Origin of the sequence: Qipengyuania sp. HL-TH1 (assembly GCF_036365825.1) — a bacterium.
Taxonomy (GTDB): domain Bacteria; phylum Pseudomonadota; class Alphaproteobacteria; order Sphingomonadales; family Sphingomonadaceae; genus Qipengyuania; species Qipengyuania profunda.
In genome coordinates this window covers 535,156-551,221 of sequence record NZ_CP142675.1, presented here as the reverse complement: position 1 = coordinate 551,221, position 16,066 = coordinate 535,156, and the positions used below count along the sequence as shown (strand labels likewise).

Annotated in this window: 15 protein-coding genes, 1 tRNA gene and 1 pseudogene; 3 read left to right on the top strand and 14 right to left on the bottom strand. The window is 65.9% G+C overall.

Features of this window, described 5'->3' with window-relative positions:
• The first annotated feature begins 19 nt into the window (after positions 1-19).
• A complete protein-coding gene (locus tag VWN43_RS03185) occupies positions 20-1,192 on the top strand; it encodes a glycosyltransferase family 4 protein (RefSeq protein WP_320180693.1) in 1,173 nt (390 codons plus the stop codon).
• Positions 1,193-1,196: 4 nt separating this feature from the next.
• Here VWN43_RS03185 and VWN43_RS03180 read toward each other — a convergent pair whose 3' ends face one another.
• The 3 genes from VWN43_RS03180 to VWN43_RS03170 all read right to left on the bottom strand — a co-directional run bounded on the left by VWN43_RS03180 (position 1,197) and on the right by VWN43_RS03170 (position 2,320).
• Entirely contained in the window at positions 1,197-1,619 is a 423-nt protein-coding gene (locus tag VWN43_RS03180; RefSeq protein ID WP_320180694.1) for a hypothetical protein, read from the bottom strand.
• A 73-nt stretch (positions 1,620-1,692) separates the two neighbouring features.
• A complete protein-coding gene (locus VWN43_RS03175; protein WP_330768109.1) occupies positions 1,693-2,145 on the bottom strand; it encodes a PadR family transcriptional regulator in 453 nt (150 codons plus the stop codon).
• Entirely contained in the window at positions 2,129-2,320 is a 192-nt protein-coding gene (locus VWN43_RS03170) for a hypothetical protein (protein WP_330768108.1), read from the bottom strand. Before VWN43_RS03170 ends, VWN43_RS03175 begins: the two co-directional genes overlap by 17 nt.
• Before the next feature lie 105 nt (positions 2,321-2,425).
• Between VWN43_RS03170 and VWN43_RS03165 the strand changes: the two genes are divergently transcribed.
• Both VWN43_RS03165 and VWN43_RS03160 read left to right on the top strand, forming a co-directional pair.
• Positions 2,426-3,748, top strand: coding sequence for a replication-associated recombination protein A (locus tag VWN43_RS03165; RefSeq protein ID WP_320180696.1), 1,323 nt, complete (start codon positions 2,426-2,428; stop codon positions 3,746-3,748).
• Entirely contained in the window at positions 3,735-4,613 is an 879-nt protein-coding gene (locus tag VWN43_RS03160) for a hypothetical protein (protein ID WP_320180697.1), read from the top strand. Before VWN43_RS03165 ends, VWN43_RS03160 begins: the two co-directional genes overlap by 14 nt.
• On the opposite strand, the pseudogene VWN43_RS03155 reads toward VWN43_RS03160, so the two are convergent.
• The 11 genes and pseudogenes from VWN43_RS03155 to murB form a co-directional block, all read right to left on the bottom strand.
• Positions 4,610-5,550, bottom strand: a pseudogene (locus tag VWN43_RS03155) (glutaminase). The gene VWN43_RS03160 and the pseudogene VWN43_RS03155 sit on opposite strands and share 4 nt — an antisense overlap.
• 47 nt (positions 5,551-5,597) lie before the next feature.
• Positions 5,598-5,673, bottom strand: a tRNA-Ala gene (locus VWN43_RS03150).
• Positions 5,674-5,758: 85 nt separating this feature from the next.
• Positions 5,759-6,655 (bottom strand): hypothetical protein, encoded by an 897-nt coding sequence (locus tag VWN43_RS03145; protein ID WP_330768107.1) that lies wholly within the window; start codon positions 6,653-6,655, stop codon positions 5,759-5,761.
• 163 nt (positions 6,656-6,818) lie between these two features.
• Positions 6,819-7,559 (bottom strand): Bax inhibitor-1/YccA family protein, encoded by a 741-nt coding sequence (locus VWN43_RS03140; RefSeq protein WP_320180699.1) that lies wholly within the window; start codon positions 7,557-7,559, stop codon positions 6,819-6,821.
• Between the two features lie 132 nt (positions 7,560-7,691).
• Entirely contained in the window at positions 7,692-8,195 is a 504-nt protein-coding gene (locus tag VWN43_RS03135; protein ID WP_253518113.1) for a type III secretion system chaperone family protein, read from the bottom strand.
• 150 nt (positions 8,196-8,345) lie between these two features.
• Entirely contained in the window at positions 8,346-9,959 is a 1,614-nt protein-coding gene (locus VWN43_RS03130; protein WP_320180700.1) for a tetratricopeptide repeat protein, read from the bottom strand.
• A 49-nt stretch (positions 9,960-10,008) separates the two neighbouring features.
• The gene (ftsZ, locus tag VWN43_RS03125) at positions 10,009-11,802 is read right to left on the bottom strand and encodes a cell division protein FtsZ (protein WP_330768106.1); all 1,794 of its coding nucleotides are present in this window, start codon (positions 11,800-11,802) and stop codon (positions 10,009-10,011) included.
• Positions 11,803-11,937: 135 nt separating this feature from the next.
• Positions 11,938-13,224, bottom strand: coding sequence for a cell division protein FtsA (ftsA, locus tag VWN43_RS03120; protein WP_320180701.1), 1,287 nt, complete (start codon positions 13,222-13,224; stop codon positions 11,938-11,940).
• Positions 13,224-14,132 (bottom strand): cell division protein FtsQ/DivIB, encoded by a 909-nt coding sequence (locus VWN43_RS03115; RefSeq protein ID WP_320180702.1) that lies wholly within the window; start codon positions 14,130-14,132, stop codon positions 13,224-13,226. The genes ftsA and VWN43_RS03115 overlap by 1 nt, the downstream gene beginning before the upstream one ends.
• The gene (locus tag VWN43_RS03110; protein ID WP_320180703.1) at positions 14,125-15,099 is read right to left on the bottom strand and encodes a D-alanine--D-alanine ligase; all 975 of its coding nucleotides are present in this window, start codon (positions 15,097-15,099) and stop codon (positions 14,125-14,127) included. The genes VWN43_RS03115 and VWN43_RS03110 overlap by 8 nt, the downstream gene beginning before the upstream one ends.
• Before the next feature lie 9 nt (positions 15,100-15,108).
• Positions 15,109-16,038 (bottom strand): UDP-N-acetylmuramate dehydrogenase, encoded by a 930-nt coding sequence (gene murB / locus VWN43_RS03105; RefSeq protein ID WP_320182133.1) that lies wholly within the window; start codon positions 16,036-16,038, stop codon positions 15,109-15,111.
• Positions 16,039-16,066: the final 28 nt, after the last annotated feature.

Here is a 16,066-nt window from a genome sequence, read left to right as displayed (position 1 = left end):
TTCCCTAAAGCCGCGCGCAATGGATGTGACCGATCTCCGCATCGCGCTTTTCAGCGGGAACTACAATTATACCCGCGACGGGGCCAATCAGGCGCTTAACCGGCTGGCGGACTATCTGCTGCGCCAGGGCGCGGCGCTGCGCGTCTATGCCCCGGTGGTGGCCGAACCCGACTTCCCGCCGACGGGCGATCTCGTCGATGTGCCCAATGCCCGCATGCCCGTGAAGGGCCGCGGCGAATACCGCCTGCCCCTGCGGATCGACGCCAAGGTGCGCGCGGACCTGGCGGAATTCGCGCCCAATATGCTGCATCTGTCCTCCCCCGATCCGGTGGCACATGGCGCGCTCAAATGGGCGCGCGAGCGCGATTTGCCGGTGCTGGCATCGGTCCACACGCGGTTCGAGACCTATCCGCGCTATTACGGGCTCGGCTTCCTCGAACCGGTGGTCGAGGGGATCCTGCGCCGCTTCTATCGCCGCTGCGATGCGCTGGTCGCGCCGTCGCAAAGCCAGATCGCCGAACTGAAGGCGCAGGAGATGCATGACGACATCTCGATCTGGTCACGCGGCGTGGACCGGACGGTCTTCGACCCATCGAAGCGCGATCTCGAATGGCGCCGCACGCACGGCCTTGCCGATGACGATGTGGCGATCGTCTTCCTCGGCCGGCTGGTGATGGAGAAGGGCCTCGACGTCTTTGCCGAGACCATCGTGCAATTGCGCAAGCGGCAGGTGCCGCACAAGGTGCTGGTCATCGGTGACGGCCCGGCGCGCGGCTGGTTCGAAAAGGCGCTGCCGGGCGGCATTTTCGCCGGGTTCAAGACCGGCAAGGAGCTTGGCCGGGCGCTCGCCAGCGGCGACATCTTCTTCAACCCGTCGATCACCGAAACCTTCGGCAATGTCACGCTGGAGGCGATGGCCTGCGGGCTGCCCGTGGTAGCTGCAGGTGCGACCGGCGCCGCGAGCCTGGTCCAAGAAGGCGAGACCGGGCGGCTCGTTGCGCCGGGCCGGCCCGAAGTGTTCGCCCCCGCCTGCGCCGAAGCGCTCGCGCCCTATTGCACGGACGATGCGCTGCGGCTCGCCCACGGCGCCAATGGCGAGCGGGCGGCGCGCGCCTATTCCTGGGATGTGATCAACCAGGCCGTGGTCGATACCTATCTGCGACTGCTCGAAGCGCGCAGGGCTGCGGGCTAGGCCCTCAGCGCAGCACGCCAGCCGCGCCCATCCAGCGCGAATACCAGACCGAAAACAGCGTCGAGATCCAGATCGCCGCCATCAGCCCGGGGTTCTGGAGGCTGTCGGGGATTTGGGACACCACCAGTTCGAAATAGGTGGTGGCGATCAGCCCGATGGTCGCCACGACGAAGGCGGCCAAGGCCAATTTCCGGCGCAGCAGCAACAGGACCGAGCCGGTGAAGGCGCCCCATACTCCCAGCGCCCATGCCGCATCGGCCCAGGCGGGGAAGCCGTCGAAATAGGCGATCTGGTCGGGGGTCATGCCCAAATCGGCCAGACTTCCCGTTTGCGTCATCGTATAGCTGTAACAGCCAATCGCATTGAACAGCAGCGTCGCGATGCCGACGACCCACAAATGCCACGGCGTTTTGATTGCCTGTTCCATCGAACTCTCTCCCCAAATGAGACCCGCGAGCGAAGCCTAACGCTTCTCCCGCGGATCGCCAAATGGGTCGGGGTCAGAGCCGTTCGATCTTCTTCGCAAGATCGTCGACCAGATCGACGATTTCCTGCACCGTCTCCTCATCGAGCTTGCCCGAGCGGGCACGGTTCTTGAGCACATTGGCGAGGTTGCCGACCGCGCGGAACATTTCCGGCGTGGCATAGGCGCGGCGATGCTCGCCATGGCCCGACAGACGTTCGAACAGCGCCGCGACCTCATCGGCGCGCTCGTCCAGTTCGGTCCGGCCGGCGGCGGTGGCTTCATAGGCCTTGCGGGTCTCGTCGCCCGCGGCCTGCGCGATCGCGCCTTCATCCTCGAGCAGCGCGAGCGTGGGATAGATCGTCCCGGGGCTCGGCGCATAGGACCCTTCGGTCAGTTCCTCGATCGCCTTGATCAATTCGTAGCCATGGCGCGGCTCGTCGGCGAGCAGCTTGAGCAGGACGAGCCGCAGCTCACCCGAACCGAACATGCGGCGGCGGCGGCGGCCACCCCGCGCGCGGGCCGAAATCGAACGTCCAGCCGGGGCCGCCAAACTTGGCCGAAGCGCCAAAGCCATCGCGGCAATCCGCCTCGTTCATCATCGCCGCCACGAAGGGCCAACCGCCCATTCGGCGCATCCTGCGCCATTTGTCTGCCTTGTGCATTGTCATATCCTCGTATGATCTTCGATAGCTCTAAGATATATCTTAAAGCCGAGTCTGCAAGAGGGCACTGCAAATCCTCGGCGAACACCCTATGTCAGCCGACCAATGGCCGACCTGTTTCCCGACGACCTGCCCCAGGCAGCTGCACCCGACACCCTGCGCGAGGATGCGCCGCTGGCCGACCGGCTGCGTCCCGCAAGCCTCGACGAGGTGATCGGGCAGGACCATCTGACCGGGCCCGAAGGCGCGATCGGGCGGATGGTCGCGGCTGGCCGCCTGTCGAGCATGATCCTGTGGGGACCGCCCGGCACCGGCAAGACCACCATCGCACGGCTGCTCGCCGACAGCGTGGGGATGCGCTTCGAAAGCGTCAGCGCGGTGTTCAGCGGCGTGGTGGACCTCAAGAAGGCCTTTGCCGCTGCCGACAAGGCCGCGCAGGCGGGGCAGCGCACGCTGCTGTTCGTGGACGAGATCCACCGTTTCAACCGTGCACAGCAGGATGGCTTCCTGCCCTTTGTCGAACGCGGCACGGTGACGCTGGTGGGCGCAACGACCGAAAACCCCAGCTTTGCGCTCAATGCGGCATTGCTCAGCCGCGCGCAGGTGCTGATCCTCCAGCGGCTCGACCACGAGGCGCTGGGCCAGTTGCTCGACCGCGGCGAGACGCTCGAGGGGCCCCTCCCCCTCACGCCCGAAGCGCGCGATGCGCTGGTCGCCAGCGCCGATGGCGATGGGCGGTTCCTGCTCAACCAGGCCGAAACGCTCTACAATGCGCAGATCGCCGATCCGCTCGACCCGGCGGCGCTGGGCCGTTTCCTCCAGCGGCGCGTCGCGGTCTACGATAAGGACCGCGAGGGGCATTACAACCTCATCTCCGCGCTGCACAAGGCGGTGCGCGGGAGCGACGTCCAGGCGAGCCTCTATTACTTCGCCCGCATGCTCACCGCGGGCGAGGAACCGCGCTTTCTCGCGCGGCGGCTGATCCGCATGGCGGTCGAGGACATCGGCATGGCGGACCCGCAGGCGCTGGTGCAATGCATGGCTGCGAAGGACGCGTTCGAATTCCTCGGTTCGCCCGAAGGCGAACTCGCGCTAGTGCAGGCCTGCATCTACCTCGCCACCGCGCCCAAATCGAACGCCGCCTACAAGGCGCAGAAAGCCTCCTTCAAATCGGCGAGAGAAACCGGCAGCCTGATGCCGCCGCAGAACATCCTCAACGCGCCGACCAAGCTGATGAAGGACATCGGCTACGGGTCGGGCTACAGCTATGATCACAACGCGGAAGAGGGCTTCTCGGGCGACGATTACTGGCCCGAGGAGATGGAGCCGCAGAGCTATTACCAGCCGGTCGAACGCGGGTTCGAACGCGAGGTAAAGAAGCGGCTCGACTATTGGGACAAGCTGCGGCGCGAGCGTGGGCAGGTTTAACCATTTCCTCGCAATCGACTGGTCCGGCGCCAAGGGGCCGGTCCAGAAAGGCATAGCGCTGGCGCTGGCCGATGCGGCTGGCGGCCCGCCCGTGCTGGTCGAGCGGGGCCGCGGCTGGTCGCGCGCCGATGTGCTCGCGCTGCTGCGCGAGGACCTGCCCGACGATACGCTCGTCGGAATGGACCTCGGCATTGCGCTGCCCTTCGCCGATTGCGGGGCCTATTTTCCCAAGCGCAACGTGCTGCTGCCCGATGCCCCGTCCCTGTGGGCGCTGATCGACGATATCTGCGCTGGCGATCCCAATCTGGGCGCGCAAAGCTTTGTGGATCATCCCGAGTTCGCGCCCTATTTTCGCAACGGCAGCGATACGGGCGCGCATTTCGGCTGCGATGGCGCCGCGCATGGACGCGGACGTTTCCGGGTCACCGAACGCGCGCAGGCGGAGATGGGCTGCAAACCCTATTCAAACTTCAACCTCGTCGGCGCGGCACAGGTGGGCAAGTCGAGCCTGACGGGGATGCGGGTGCTGCACCAGCTCCGCGGGCGATTGCCGGTGTGGCCGATCGACCCGCTGCCAGAACGCGGCTCGGCACTGGTCGAAATCTACACCAGCCTCGCCGCGCTGGAAGGCGGGAGAGGCGCTTCGAAAGCCAAGATGCGCAGCCATGAGGAACTCGACGCGGCGCTGGCCCATCTGGACAGCCCGGGAGTGGGCGGCCACGGGCCGATCGACGACCATTCATCCGATGCCCTGCTCACCGCAGCGTGGCTGCGTCACGTCTCACACGATCACAATCGCTGGTCGCCCGCAGGTCTGACCCGGGGGATCGCGCAAACCGAAGGCTGGACCTTCGGCGCGCTCTAGATTTCGGGCAATTGCCCGCTGAAGACCGACCAGCCGGTCCTCCGCGCAATTTCTGCCAGCGCCTTGGCGCCGAGCAGGCTCGTCCCCGCGCGATTGAGCCCGGGCGACCAGACCGCGATTGCAGCACGGCCCGGAACGCTGGCGAGGATTCCCCCGCCCACGCCCGATTTCCCCGGGAAGCCGACTTCGAAGGCGAACTGGCCCGAATTGTCATAGTGACCGCATAGCAGCATCAGCGCATTGATGCGCCGTGCGCGGCTGGCGGAGCACATTTTCTGCCCCGTCACCGGGTCGGTGCCGTCGAACGCCAGGAACAGCGCACTTTCGGCGAGCTGCCGACAGCTCATCGATAGCGCGCATTGGCGGAAATAGACCGACAGCACCTCTTCCACCGGGTTCAGCAGCCTCCCGAAATCGGCGAGGAACCATGCCAGCGCGCGGTTGCGTTCGCCCGCCTCGCTTTCGCTGCGCGCGACATCCTGATCGAAATCGATCTGTGGGTTGCGGCCCATCCGCCGCAGGCGATCGATCAGGTCGCGCACCGCCTCGTCCACCCCGCGCCGGCCGATGAAACGGTCGGTGGTGACGATGGCGCCCGAATTGATGAAGGGATTGCGGGGAATGCCCTTCTCCTTCTCGAGCTGCACGATCGAGTTGAAGGCATCGCCCGACGGTTCGCGGCCCACCGCGTCCCACAGCGCCGATCCCTCGCGCTCGAGCGCTAGCGCCAGTGCAAACACCTTGGAGATCGACTGGATCGAGAACTTCTCGTCCGCATCGCCGGCGCTGGCGACCTGGCCGTCATCGGTCGCCAGCGCGATCCCGAACTTGCATGGATCGACCGCCGCGAGGGCGGGAATGTAACGCGCGGGCGTGCCCCCCCGCGCTCATCCGCAAGGGCATTCCACGTATCGGTGACGATTGCCTGCAAATCCATGCGCGCCGCGATAGGCGGGGCCGGTGTACAGGGCAAATGGTGAAACCTGGTGGAGCCGAGCGGGATCGAACCGCTGACCTCGTCATTGCGAACGACGCGCTCTCCCAACTGAGCTACGGCCCCGTTCCAGGTTTGCGGCGCACCAACAAGCATGATGCGCGGCGCGCCACCTAGCGAAAGGCGGCGCGCCTGAAAAGCACCAATCTGCCTAGTTCGGCGAGCTGTCGTCCCCGTCCCCGCTGTTGGGGATCGGCTGGACGACGGGCACCGAGGCGCGCGTTTCGTCGACCGGCACGATCGGAATCTTCGCTCCGGTATCGGGGTCGATGACCTTGGTTTCCTGCAGCGGGGTCGCGCTCAGCGATGCGGGATCGGCACCCGGCTGCGGCGTCTGGAACGGACGTGCGTTCTGGACGGCGACATAGCCCGGCTGCGAATCTCCATAGCGATCGCCATAGCGGGCATCCCATGCGGAGGATTCGCGCTGGTACTGCTCATAGGCGACGAAGAACCGTTCGAACGGTCCTTCGAGAGCGGAGAAATTCGCCAGTGCGAAGCCGGCCGGATCGACTTTTTCGGAAGCCAGATATTGCTGCGAGATGCCCAGTGCGGTGCGGCAGAAGTCCGAGCGTGCGGGCGGCAGCGCGAAGTAGTTGTAGACCATCGTCATCTGGCTCTCGCGCGCCATGATGGCGGGCCGGCCCCGGCCGTATTCCTGCCGGTACTCGGCATCGATGCGGTCGTTCACCTGCTTGAGCGGGCGGGCGTGATCCTTGATGTACCTGCTATAGGCATCGAGGATCGGCTGGTATTGCGGGTCGAGGCAATTGAGCGCGGCGACGTTCCAGGCCGAGCGGAAGTGCCAGACCTTCTCGTCGTCCGAAATGCCGAGGTTGACCGTTTCGCGCAGCCCCAGCGAATTCACCGGCGGGATGGCCATGGCATAGGATGCCTGGCCCGGCGGCAGTGGGCGATACGGGACTGCTTCGACCGCCGGCGGCGGCGGTGGCGGGGGCGGCGGTGGCGGCGCGGCGCAGGCCCCCAAGACGGCGAACCCGGCAGCCGCGGCTGCCATGCGAATGGTGATGTTTGAACCGCGACTCATAGCGCGTGGCACTCCTCGATAAATCTGGCATTCATCCTGCGCTGCCGTCCCTTGACGGAGGATGAAGACACGCGTCCTAGCCCTCGCCGGATGCAAAGAAAATGCCCGAGGCGCTGGTTACGCCCCGGGCACGTTCAAACGATTCCTGTGTGCGACGAGTGGTTTACTCGCGGCTGCCCATGAAGCGCAGCAGGAACAGGAACATGTTGATGAAGTCGAGATAGAGGCTCAGCGCGCCCATGATCACGGCCTTGCCGGCAAATTCCGTCCCGCGCAGGTAATCATACTCGCGCTTGAGCCGCTGCGTATCGTAGGCGGTGAGGCCGGCGAAGATCAGCACGCCGATAAAGCTGACGGCCAGCGCCAGCGTGCTCGACTGCAGGAACATGTTGATGACCATTGCGATCAGCAGCCCAATGACGCCCATCACCAGGAAGGTACCCATGCCCGACAGGTCCTTCTTCGTGGTGTAGCCGAACAGGCTGAGACCGGCGAAGGCACCCGCAGTGGCGAAGAACGTCGCAGCGATGCTTTCACCCGTATAGCGGAGGAAGATCGTCGAGAGCGACAGCCCCATGACGGTGGCGAAAGCCCAGAACATCAGCTGCAGCGTCGCCTGGCTGAACTTGTTCACGCCGAAGCTCATCGCGAAAACGAAGGCGAGCGGCGCGAGCGCGACGATCCACATCAGCGGACCGCTGGCGAAAGTCAGCGCAAGACCACTGCGGGCAGTCAGCAGCGCGACCAGGCCGGTCAGCAACACGCCCGAAGCCATGTAGTTGTAAATCTTGAGCATGTGGGCGCGCAGGCCCGCATCAAAGGTTTCCTGCCTGGCAACGGCGTCGCCAACGCGCGGCACCGAGCCGAAGCCCTGCCTCTGGTCGGTGTCGTTCCAATTGGCCATGTCTATGCAACTCCTTTTGGCGGCGCGGTCATACGCGCCGCTCGTGAGGGGAATATCGGCACTTTACCGCTCGATTTCAAGCGAAACCGGAATTTGTAAGGCTAACGCGATTTAACCGATCGGGAGGGCGGCTCAGGCCTCGCCGACGGCGTCCACCATCGCCGCCTCGAGCGCCTCGCTCGGTGTGCGCCCGCCCCACAGCACGAACTGGAACGCTGGGTAGAAGCGATCGCATTCGTCGACAGCGATTTCGACCAGCGCCTGCGCCTGGCCCAGGCTGAGCATCCCGTCGTCGCCCAGTATGGTGGCATTGCGATAGAGCAGGACGCCGCCATTCGACCAGATCTCGAAATGGCCGAGCCACATCTGTTCGTTGATCATGCTGACGAGCTCATACGCGGGGGTCAGCTTGTCCTTGGCAATACGGATATCGGGCAGGCACAGGATCTGCAGCACCATATCTTCCGGACGCCAGATGCCGCGCAACTGGTACTTGGTCCAGCTTCCCTGGATCTCGCCGCTCATTTCTGTCGCGGTCGATTCGCATGGCCAGCCACGCGCTTCGAACAGGGCTACCAGCAGGTCGAGCGGCGCCGCGTCCTCCTCGACCTCGTAGCGATCTTCTGATGGTCTCATCGGAGCTGTTCCATGCGCGTCATGACTTGCTGGATGCAGAAACGCGGGGCCGCTTGGCAATGGATGCACGCCTCGACGCTGGGGAGAACCGTTAAGGGTTGTGCAAAGCTTGTGAACAAAACCGCCGCGCGCGTTAACCTTTGCGCGGGTCTACAGCTTTTCGATCACCTCGCCCTCGGCGCTGGTGAAGGTGAAACAGTCGACGCCCAATTCCTTGAGTTCCTTGACCATTTCGCGCGCCTTCGCGGCGCTGTCATAGGGGCCGGACAGCAGGCGATTGGCCTCGACCCAGGGGGTGACGAACGGCCCCTTGCCGTCGAGCTTGCCCTCCGCCTTGCGCGAAATCCGGCGCCAGTCGAACTTGAGCGCCGAAACGTCCTTGCCGGTCGCGACCTGCACCCAGTGCCGGGCCGGATGGGCGGGCGGCGGCGGCGGCTTGGGTTCTTCGCGTTCGCGCGGGATGGCGAGGCGCGTGATATCCACCGCGCCGCTGGCCGAAGGCGTCGGCGTGCCGGGCGCAAGCGTGAAACCATCGAAGGCATCGGCGACCGATGCGGGCTGCGGCTCGGGCTCCGGTTGGATGGGCGCGGGCGGCGGCGGTGGCGCGGGCGATGGCAGGACTGTCGTACCCATCGGAACCGATGGCGGTGGGTCTGCGCGCGCTATGACCACCGGGGCAGTGTCCGGCTGCGGCGCGGGTTCTGGTTCGGTAAGCGTTGTCGTCAGCGAAGGCGCAGGGCTCGGCGCGGGGACCGCTGACGCGGCCGGAGGAGACGAGGGCACATCATCTGGCGCTGGTGCTGGAGCCGCAACCGATGCGCCGGCGCTCGCTCCTGCGCTCGTAGCCTTGCTGCCCGTCAGATCGGGACGACGCCGGGTCTGGCGAGAGCGCGGATCGGCGGCGGCGGGCGAAGGCGTGGAGGCCTGCCGCACTGGCGGCGGTCCGGCACGGGCGATCTGCACCGCATCGCCCGCATAACCGGCAATCCCGGCATCGTCCGTGCCGATGCTGGCGGTGCGCGGGAAGACGCCCAGATTGCCCGCTGCCGCCTGCTGCGCCTTGGTCAGCCGCGGCATATATTCGAAATAGGCCGCCATGCGTCCGCCGATCCCTGCGGGCAGCATGGTGTTGGCGATGTCCTTCGCCTCGCGCGCGTCACCCAGGATCGCCAAGCCGAAAGCGCGGGTACGGAAGGCGGCGACATCGCGCTGTTGCAGCAAGGGAAGCAAGGCGCCTTCGAAGCCCTCCCGATCGCCCGAAATTGCCAGGCTCAGGGCCAGGCGGCGGGTCGCTTCGGGACCGGCCCCACTGGCCAGCGCGAGCCGGTACAATTGCTGCGCGCTGGCGGAATCGCCGACGAGGTCGAAGGCCAGCCCGCGATCCTCGGCCATCCGCGCATTGGCGACACCCGCCTGCTCGGCCTCGGCGAACAGGCGCAGCGCCTCGACCGGACGGCGCGAGCGGGTGTAGGCCTTGGCCAGCCCCACCTTGCTGCGCGAATTGCCCGGCGACAGCTCGTTGGCGCGGCCGAAAAAGCCGATTGCCGCGTCGATGTCACCCAGTTCCAGCGCTGCTTCACCCGCATCGAGCAGTGCCGTGACATCGAGCGAATTGCGCGCCAGCCGCGACAGCGCGTCACCCAGCCTGCGCTCGCCTTCGGCGGGTAAGGGCTGCACGATCTCGCGCTGGGCCGAGACACGCTCGGCCTGCGCTGCCAGAGCCAGCAACGCCACGGCAGCAGCAAGTCGCCCGGTCGAAATCATGTCCTGTCCCTCGCCGCGCGGGCGTTAACCCGCGCTGACGCGGCCCTATCTACTGGTTGTTCTGGCGTCCGAGGAAGCGCGGGATGTTGAGGCCGCCACTGCTGCCGCCATCATCGTCTTCGTCTTCGTCATCCGCGCCTTCGGGATTGCTGGCCCCGCGCGAGAGATTGGCCATCCGTTCGAACAGCGTATTCCCCGGCAGCGAGCCAGAGCCCGCCCCGCCGCTGGAACCCGAACCGCTGCGCGCCGGCTGTTCGTCGCCAGCGCCTTCGCCCGGGAACAGCGGTTGCTTGCGCCCCGGCTTGGTCGCGAGCGGGCTTCCCGTGTCGCGCTGGTCGTCGCCGAGTTCGAATTCGTCCTGCGATCCGCCTTCGGTTTCGCGCATTTCGCCCGACAGGTCGAGCGGGGGGCGGTCTTCGTTCCAACCGTCCTTCGCCGGCGTGCTGCCGAATTCGCGGTCATCGGCAGGCGCGGGTACGCCCTCGTCATCGTCGCCTTCGAAGCGTTCGGTATGTTCGTTGCGCAGGCCGGCGAGCGGATCGACGATGCCGTCGACATCGTTATAGCCTTCCTCGTCATCCTCGTCGAACGATCCGGAAGTCGCCGGCGAGAGGCCGAAGCCCTGGCCGACATCCTCTTCCTCGGCTTCGTCGGTGAGATCGAACGCATCCGCCTCTGCCGCGATCGGCTCCGGTTCGGGAGCGGGCTGCGGCTGGTAGGACGGCTGTTCGGGCTCGGGATCGGCCGAGAGGCCTTCGTTGAGTTCGAACGGCTCTTCCTCGGCCACGTTGTCGCTCGGCAGGTCGAGCACCGGACGCCGCGGCGCGCTGCTTTCGCGCATCGAGAATGCCCGCGCGGGCGCTGCCGCGACCGAACCGTCGGGTTCGATCCCGGTGGCGACGACCGACACGCGGATCTTGCCGTCGAGGTCGGGATTGAAGGCCGAACCCCAGATGATGTTCGCATCTTCGTCGACCAGCTCGCGGATATGGTTCGCCGCTTCGTCGACTTCGAGCAGCTTCATGTCCTCGCCGCCGATGATCGAAATGATGACGCCCTTGGCGCCGGCCATCGACACGCCGTCGAGCAGCGGGTTGGCGATGGCGCGTTCGGCGGCTTCGAGTGCGCGGTTGTCGCCTTCGCCCTCGCCGGTGCCCATCATCGCCTTGCCCATCTCGCTCATCACCGAGCGGACGTCGGCAAAGTCGAGATTGATCAGGCCGGGCATGACCATCAAATCGGTGATCGAACGCACGCCCTGCTGGAGGACCTCGTCCGCCAGCATGAAGGCTTCCTTGAAGGTCGTTTCCGCCTTCGCGACCAGGAACAGGTTCTGGTTGGGGATGACGATCAGCGTGTCGACGTGCTTCTGCAGTTCGTCGATACCCGCTTCGGCTGCGCGCATGCGGCGCGTGCCTTCGAACAGGAACGGCTTGGTGACCACGCCGACGGTCAGCACGCCGCGCTTGCGCGCCGCTTCGGCAATAACGGGGGCCGCACCGGTGCCGGTGCCGCCGCCCATGCCCGCGGCAATGAACACCATGTTCACCCCGTCGAGCGAATCCTCGATTTCCTCGACCGTTTCCTCGGCCGCGGCCTTGCCCACTTCGGGGCGTGCGCCTGCGCCAAGTCCGCCGGTAATGTCGGGGCCGAGCTGGATGCGTTTTTCGGAGGGCGACGTACTCAGCGCCTGGGCATCAGTATTGGCGACGATGAAGTCGACGCCCTCGATCTCTGCCTGCATCATGTTGGCGATGGCGTTGCCGCCCGCACCACCGACACCGACGACCATGATCTTGGGACGAAGATCGTCGTCTGATGCCGGTCCGATATTGATACTCATCAAGAGTCCCCTGGGTATTCGAAAAGTCGCTTGCTGGCTTTATGTCACAACTTTGGCACAAAGCGAATCGCACGTCGAAGTCATGATTGCCTTATCCACAAGGCCTAAAGGCGTGTTTGCACGGCGGTTCAACCCTCAGAAATACTCGCGCAACGCGAGTAAGACACGGTTGATCAGACCCATGCCGCGATAACGCTTGGTGGGCTGGTAGCGCGGACCCACCGAACGGATGTCGACCGGGTCGTCGGACGCATACAGGCACAGGCCCGCAAGCGTGGCGAAACCGGGCGTGGCATGCGCCTCGGGCAGGCCCTGCAATACGGGCGGTTTGCCAATGCGGACCGGCCGGCCGAGCGCGCCCTGCATGAATTCGGCGATCCCGTGCAGTTCCGCCCCGCCGCCGGTGAGCACGACCTGCCCGCCCTGCGCACCGGAGAAGCCCATCGCCTTGAGCGCCTTGCCCACTTCGGCAGTGGTGATGCCCAGACGGTCGGTGACGATCGAAACGAGTTCTGCACGGGCGATGCGATTGTGCTCGTCCGCGCCGCGGGCCAGCCGTCCGCCGGGCTCTTCGCCGGGGCCGCTGACGGGGATCATCTCGCGGTGGTCGGTCGGCGTCGCGATGGCCGAGCCCGACACGCATTTGAGCCGTTCGGCCTGGCTGCGGCGAATGCCGAGCGAGGAGGCGATCGCGTCAGTAATGTCGTTCGACCCGATGGGGATCGATTTCAGCCCCAGCAGCATGCCTGCCGCATGGACCGAGACATTGGTCACCTGCGCGCCGATTTCGACCAGCGCGACACCCAGGTCGCGTTCCTCGGCAGTGAGACAGGCATAGGCCGCCGCCAAAGGGCTGGCGACCACGCCTTCGACATCGAGATGCGCGGTCTGCACCGCTTCGATCAGATTGCGGACGGGCGGACCTTCGGCCAACGTGACATGGACATCGACCCCCAGCGCCTCGGCATGGAGGCCCTTGGGATTGGCAACACCATGCGCCCCGTCGAGTGTGTAATGCGCCGGCTGTGCATGCAGCACCATGCGTCCGTCGGGGTGCAGGTGGTCGCGCGCGGCATAGAGCAGATGCTCGATGTCGTCTTCCTCGATCCGGCGCCCGCCGATGGCGATTTCGACACTGGAAATCTTGCTCGACAGCCCCGCTCCCGCGCAGCCAATCCACACGCTCTGGATCGAGGTGTTGGCATTCGCCTCGGCCTTTTCGATCGCGGTGCGTATGGCATGGCTGGCGGCGCGCATATCGGTGACATAGCCGCGCTTGATCCCGTCGCTGGCGCGGTGGCTCGAACCGAGCACGACCATCTCGCCGCCCTCGGCCTGGCCCATGATCATGGCCGAAACGCGGAACGACCCGATGTTCACGGCGCCGAAGACACGGGTGATGCGCGGCTGTTCGGAGGCCATTATTCGGCCTTCCCGTTGAGCGCCATCTGCTTGGGACACGGCCCGTCCGCGCAGCGCAGATAGGCGCGGTCGGGCACGCGCATGTCGATTGCGATGGGCTTGCCCCCGATGAGCCGGTGCATCCCGTCGAGCTGGGCGAATTTCACCAGCGCGGGCGCGCCCAGATCGCCTTCGGGCAGCGCGAGCAACTGGCCGGTCTTGAAGGTCAGGTTCCAGCGCCGGTTGCCGACCCATTCGGCAGACGCAATCTGCGGCTTGAGTGCAGGGGCGGCATCGAGCAGCCGCCCGAGTTCCTCGACCTGGCGCGCGGCCCCGGGCCCCTCGATCAGCAATTTGCCTTCTGCATTCTTGGAGCTGATCGGTTCGAGTTCGTTGCCCCGCGGGTCGATCAGCACTAGCCGGTCGGGCTTGCGCAACACCGCATGCGGCACGCGCTCGACGATATCGATCTTGAGCGTATCGGGTAGTTGGCGCGAGACGCGCGCATCGGCTACCCACGGCAGGTCGAGCAGGCGCGCGCGGACCGCATCGAGCTCGACCAGCGGCATCGGGCGATCCTGTTCGGCCAGCACCCGCTCATAGACCTGCTGTTCGTTCATCCGCTCGACGCCCGAGACGCGCACCCGGCTGACCTCGAACCCCGAGCGCGAGGCCGACTTGGCCAGTTCCGCCTTCGCCATTTCGGGCACGCCGGCATAGCTCGCGATCGTCCAGGCGATACCCAGCCCCGCCGCGATGATCACGAACAGGAAAAACCTGTGCCACTGCTCCTCGGTGAAGGGCAGCGCAGCCATGACGCGATCGAACAGCCCGCTCGTATGCTTGCGTGCGGCATGCGCCTTCTGGCTGCGATTGCGCGCCGCCGCAGACCGGCGCACGCCGGTGGGTGAGCGTTTGACCTTAGCCATCCTTGCCCCCGGAGCGGGCGGCGTGATCGCGCAGCGCCGCGGCCACGATCAGCTCGCACAGCGTGGCATATTCGATCCCGGCGTAACGGGCCTGTTCGGGCACGAGGCTGAGCGGGGTCATCCCCGGCTGGGTGTTGGTTTCGAGCACGAACAGCCCGTCCTCGCCCTGTTCCTCGTCCCAGCGGAAATCGGTCCGGCTGGTCCCGCGGCACCCGAGTACCTTATGTGCGGTCAGCGTATATTCGAGGCAGAGTTCGGCGATCCGCGGTGGGATGTCCGCCGGGCAGATGTGATCGGTCATGCCGTCGGTATATTTGGCGTCGAAATCGTAGAACCCGCTCTTGGGCTTGAGTTCGGTAACCGCCAGTGCGCGCGGCCCATCGGCGAAATCGACCACGGCCGCGGTCAGCTCGCGGCCCTTGATATAGGGTTCGGCAAGCAGTTCGGCGAAGTCCTGCCACGGCCCCTTGGCATCGGCTGCGATGGGATTGCCGTAATTGCCTTCGTCGGTGACGATGGCCACGCCGACCGAGCTGCCTTCGTTGACGGGTTTGAGAACGTAGGGGCGCGGCATCGGATCGCGCTGGTGCAGGTCCGCGCTCTTGACGATCCGCCCGCCGGGCATGGGGATGCCGCGCGGCACCAGTGCCTGCTTGGTCAGCTGCTTGTCGATCGCGACAACCGAGGTCGCGAGGCCCGAATGCGTATAGGGCACGCCCATCAGGTCGAGCATGCCCTGCACGGTGCCATCCTCGCCGGGCACGCCATGCAGCGCGTTGAACACGACATCGGGCGCGGCCTCGGCGATCCGCGCGGCGACGTGGCGGTCCATGTCGATCCGCGTCACGCGGTGCCCGCGCTCTTCCAGCGCCTTGGCAATGCCTTCGCCCGACATCAGCGACACCGGGCGCTCATTGGCCCAGCCGCCCATCAGGACGACGATATGGAGTTTGGGGAGATCGGTCATTGTCGGTCCTTAGGGTCGCCCCACACGCTGGATTTCCCATTCGAGTTCGACACCCGAATGTTCGTAAACGCGGCGTTTCACTTCTTCGCCCAGCCCTTCGATATCGGCGCTGGTGGCATTATCGACATTGAGCAGGAAATTGGTGTGCTTCTCGCTCACCTGCGCGCCGCCCATGCGCAGGCCGCGGCAACCTGCGGCATCGACCAGTTCCCACGCCTTCTTGCCCGGGGGGTTCTTGAAGGTCGATCCGCCGGTCTTGGTGCGCAAAGGTTGCGAGTTTTCACGCGCCTCGCCGATCGCATCCATCTTCGCACCGATTGCGGCGGGATCGCCCGGCTGGCCCTGAAAGCGCGCCGAAATCACCACCGCGCCATCGGGCAGCGCCGAATGGCGATAGGTATATTGCAGGTCCGCGACGGGCAGCGTGAGGCACTGGCCACCGGGCATGACCACCGTGCAATCGATAAGTACGTCACTGACTTCGCGGTCATAGGCGCCGCCGTTCATGCGCACGAAACCGCCGACCGTGCCGGGGATACCGCGCATGAATTCGAGCCCTGCCACGCCGGCATCGCGCGCCGCGCTGGCAACGAGGATGCCATGCGCACCCGCGCCGCAATCGACCACGCAGGTCGCTTCGTCGATTGCGACATCGGCAAAGGATTTGCCCAGCTTGACCACGACGCCGGGCACGCCGCCATCGCGAACGATCAGATTGGATCCAAGTCCCAGCGCCATCACCGGCAGATTGCCTTCGAGCCGCTGGAGAAATTCCTTGAGGTCTTCTGCGTCGGCGGGCTCGAACAGCCAGTCGGCCTTGCCCCCGGCCTTGAACCAGACGAGCTTGGCGAGCGGCGCATCGGGGGTCAGCTTGCCGCGCAGGCCCTGCGTGTCGATCGGCGCAGCCACACCGCCCTCGACTTCGCAATCGGGGGCCATGCCGCTGTCGCGGTTCCACACATCGCCC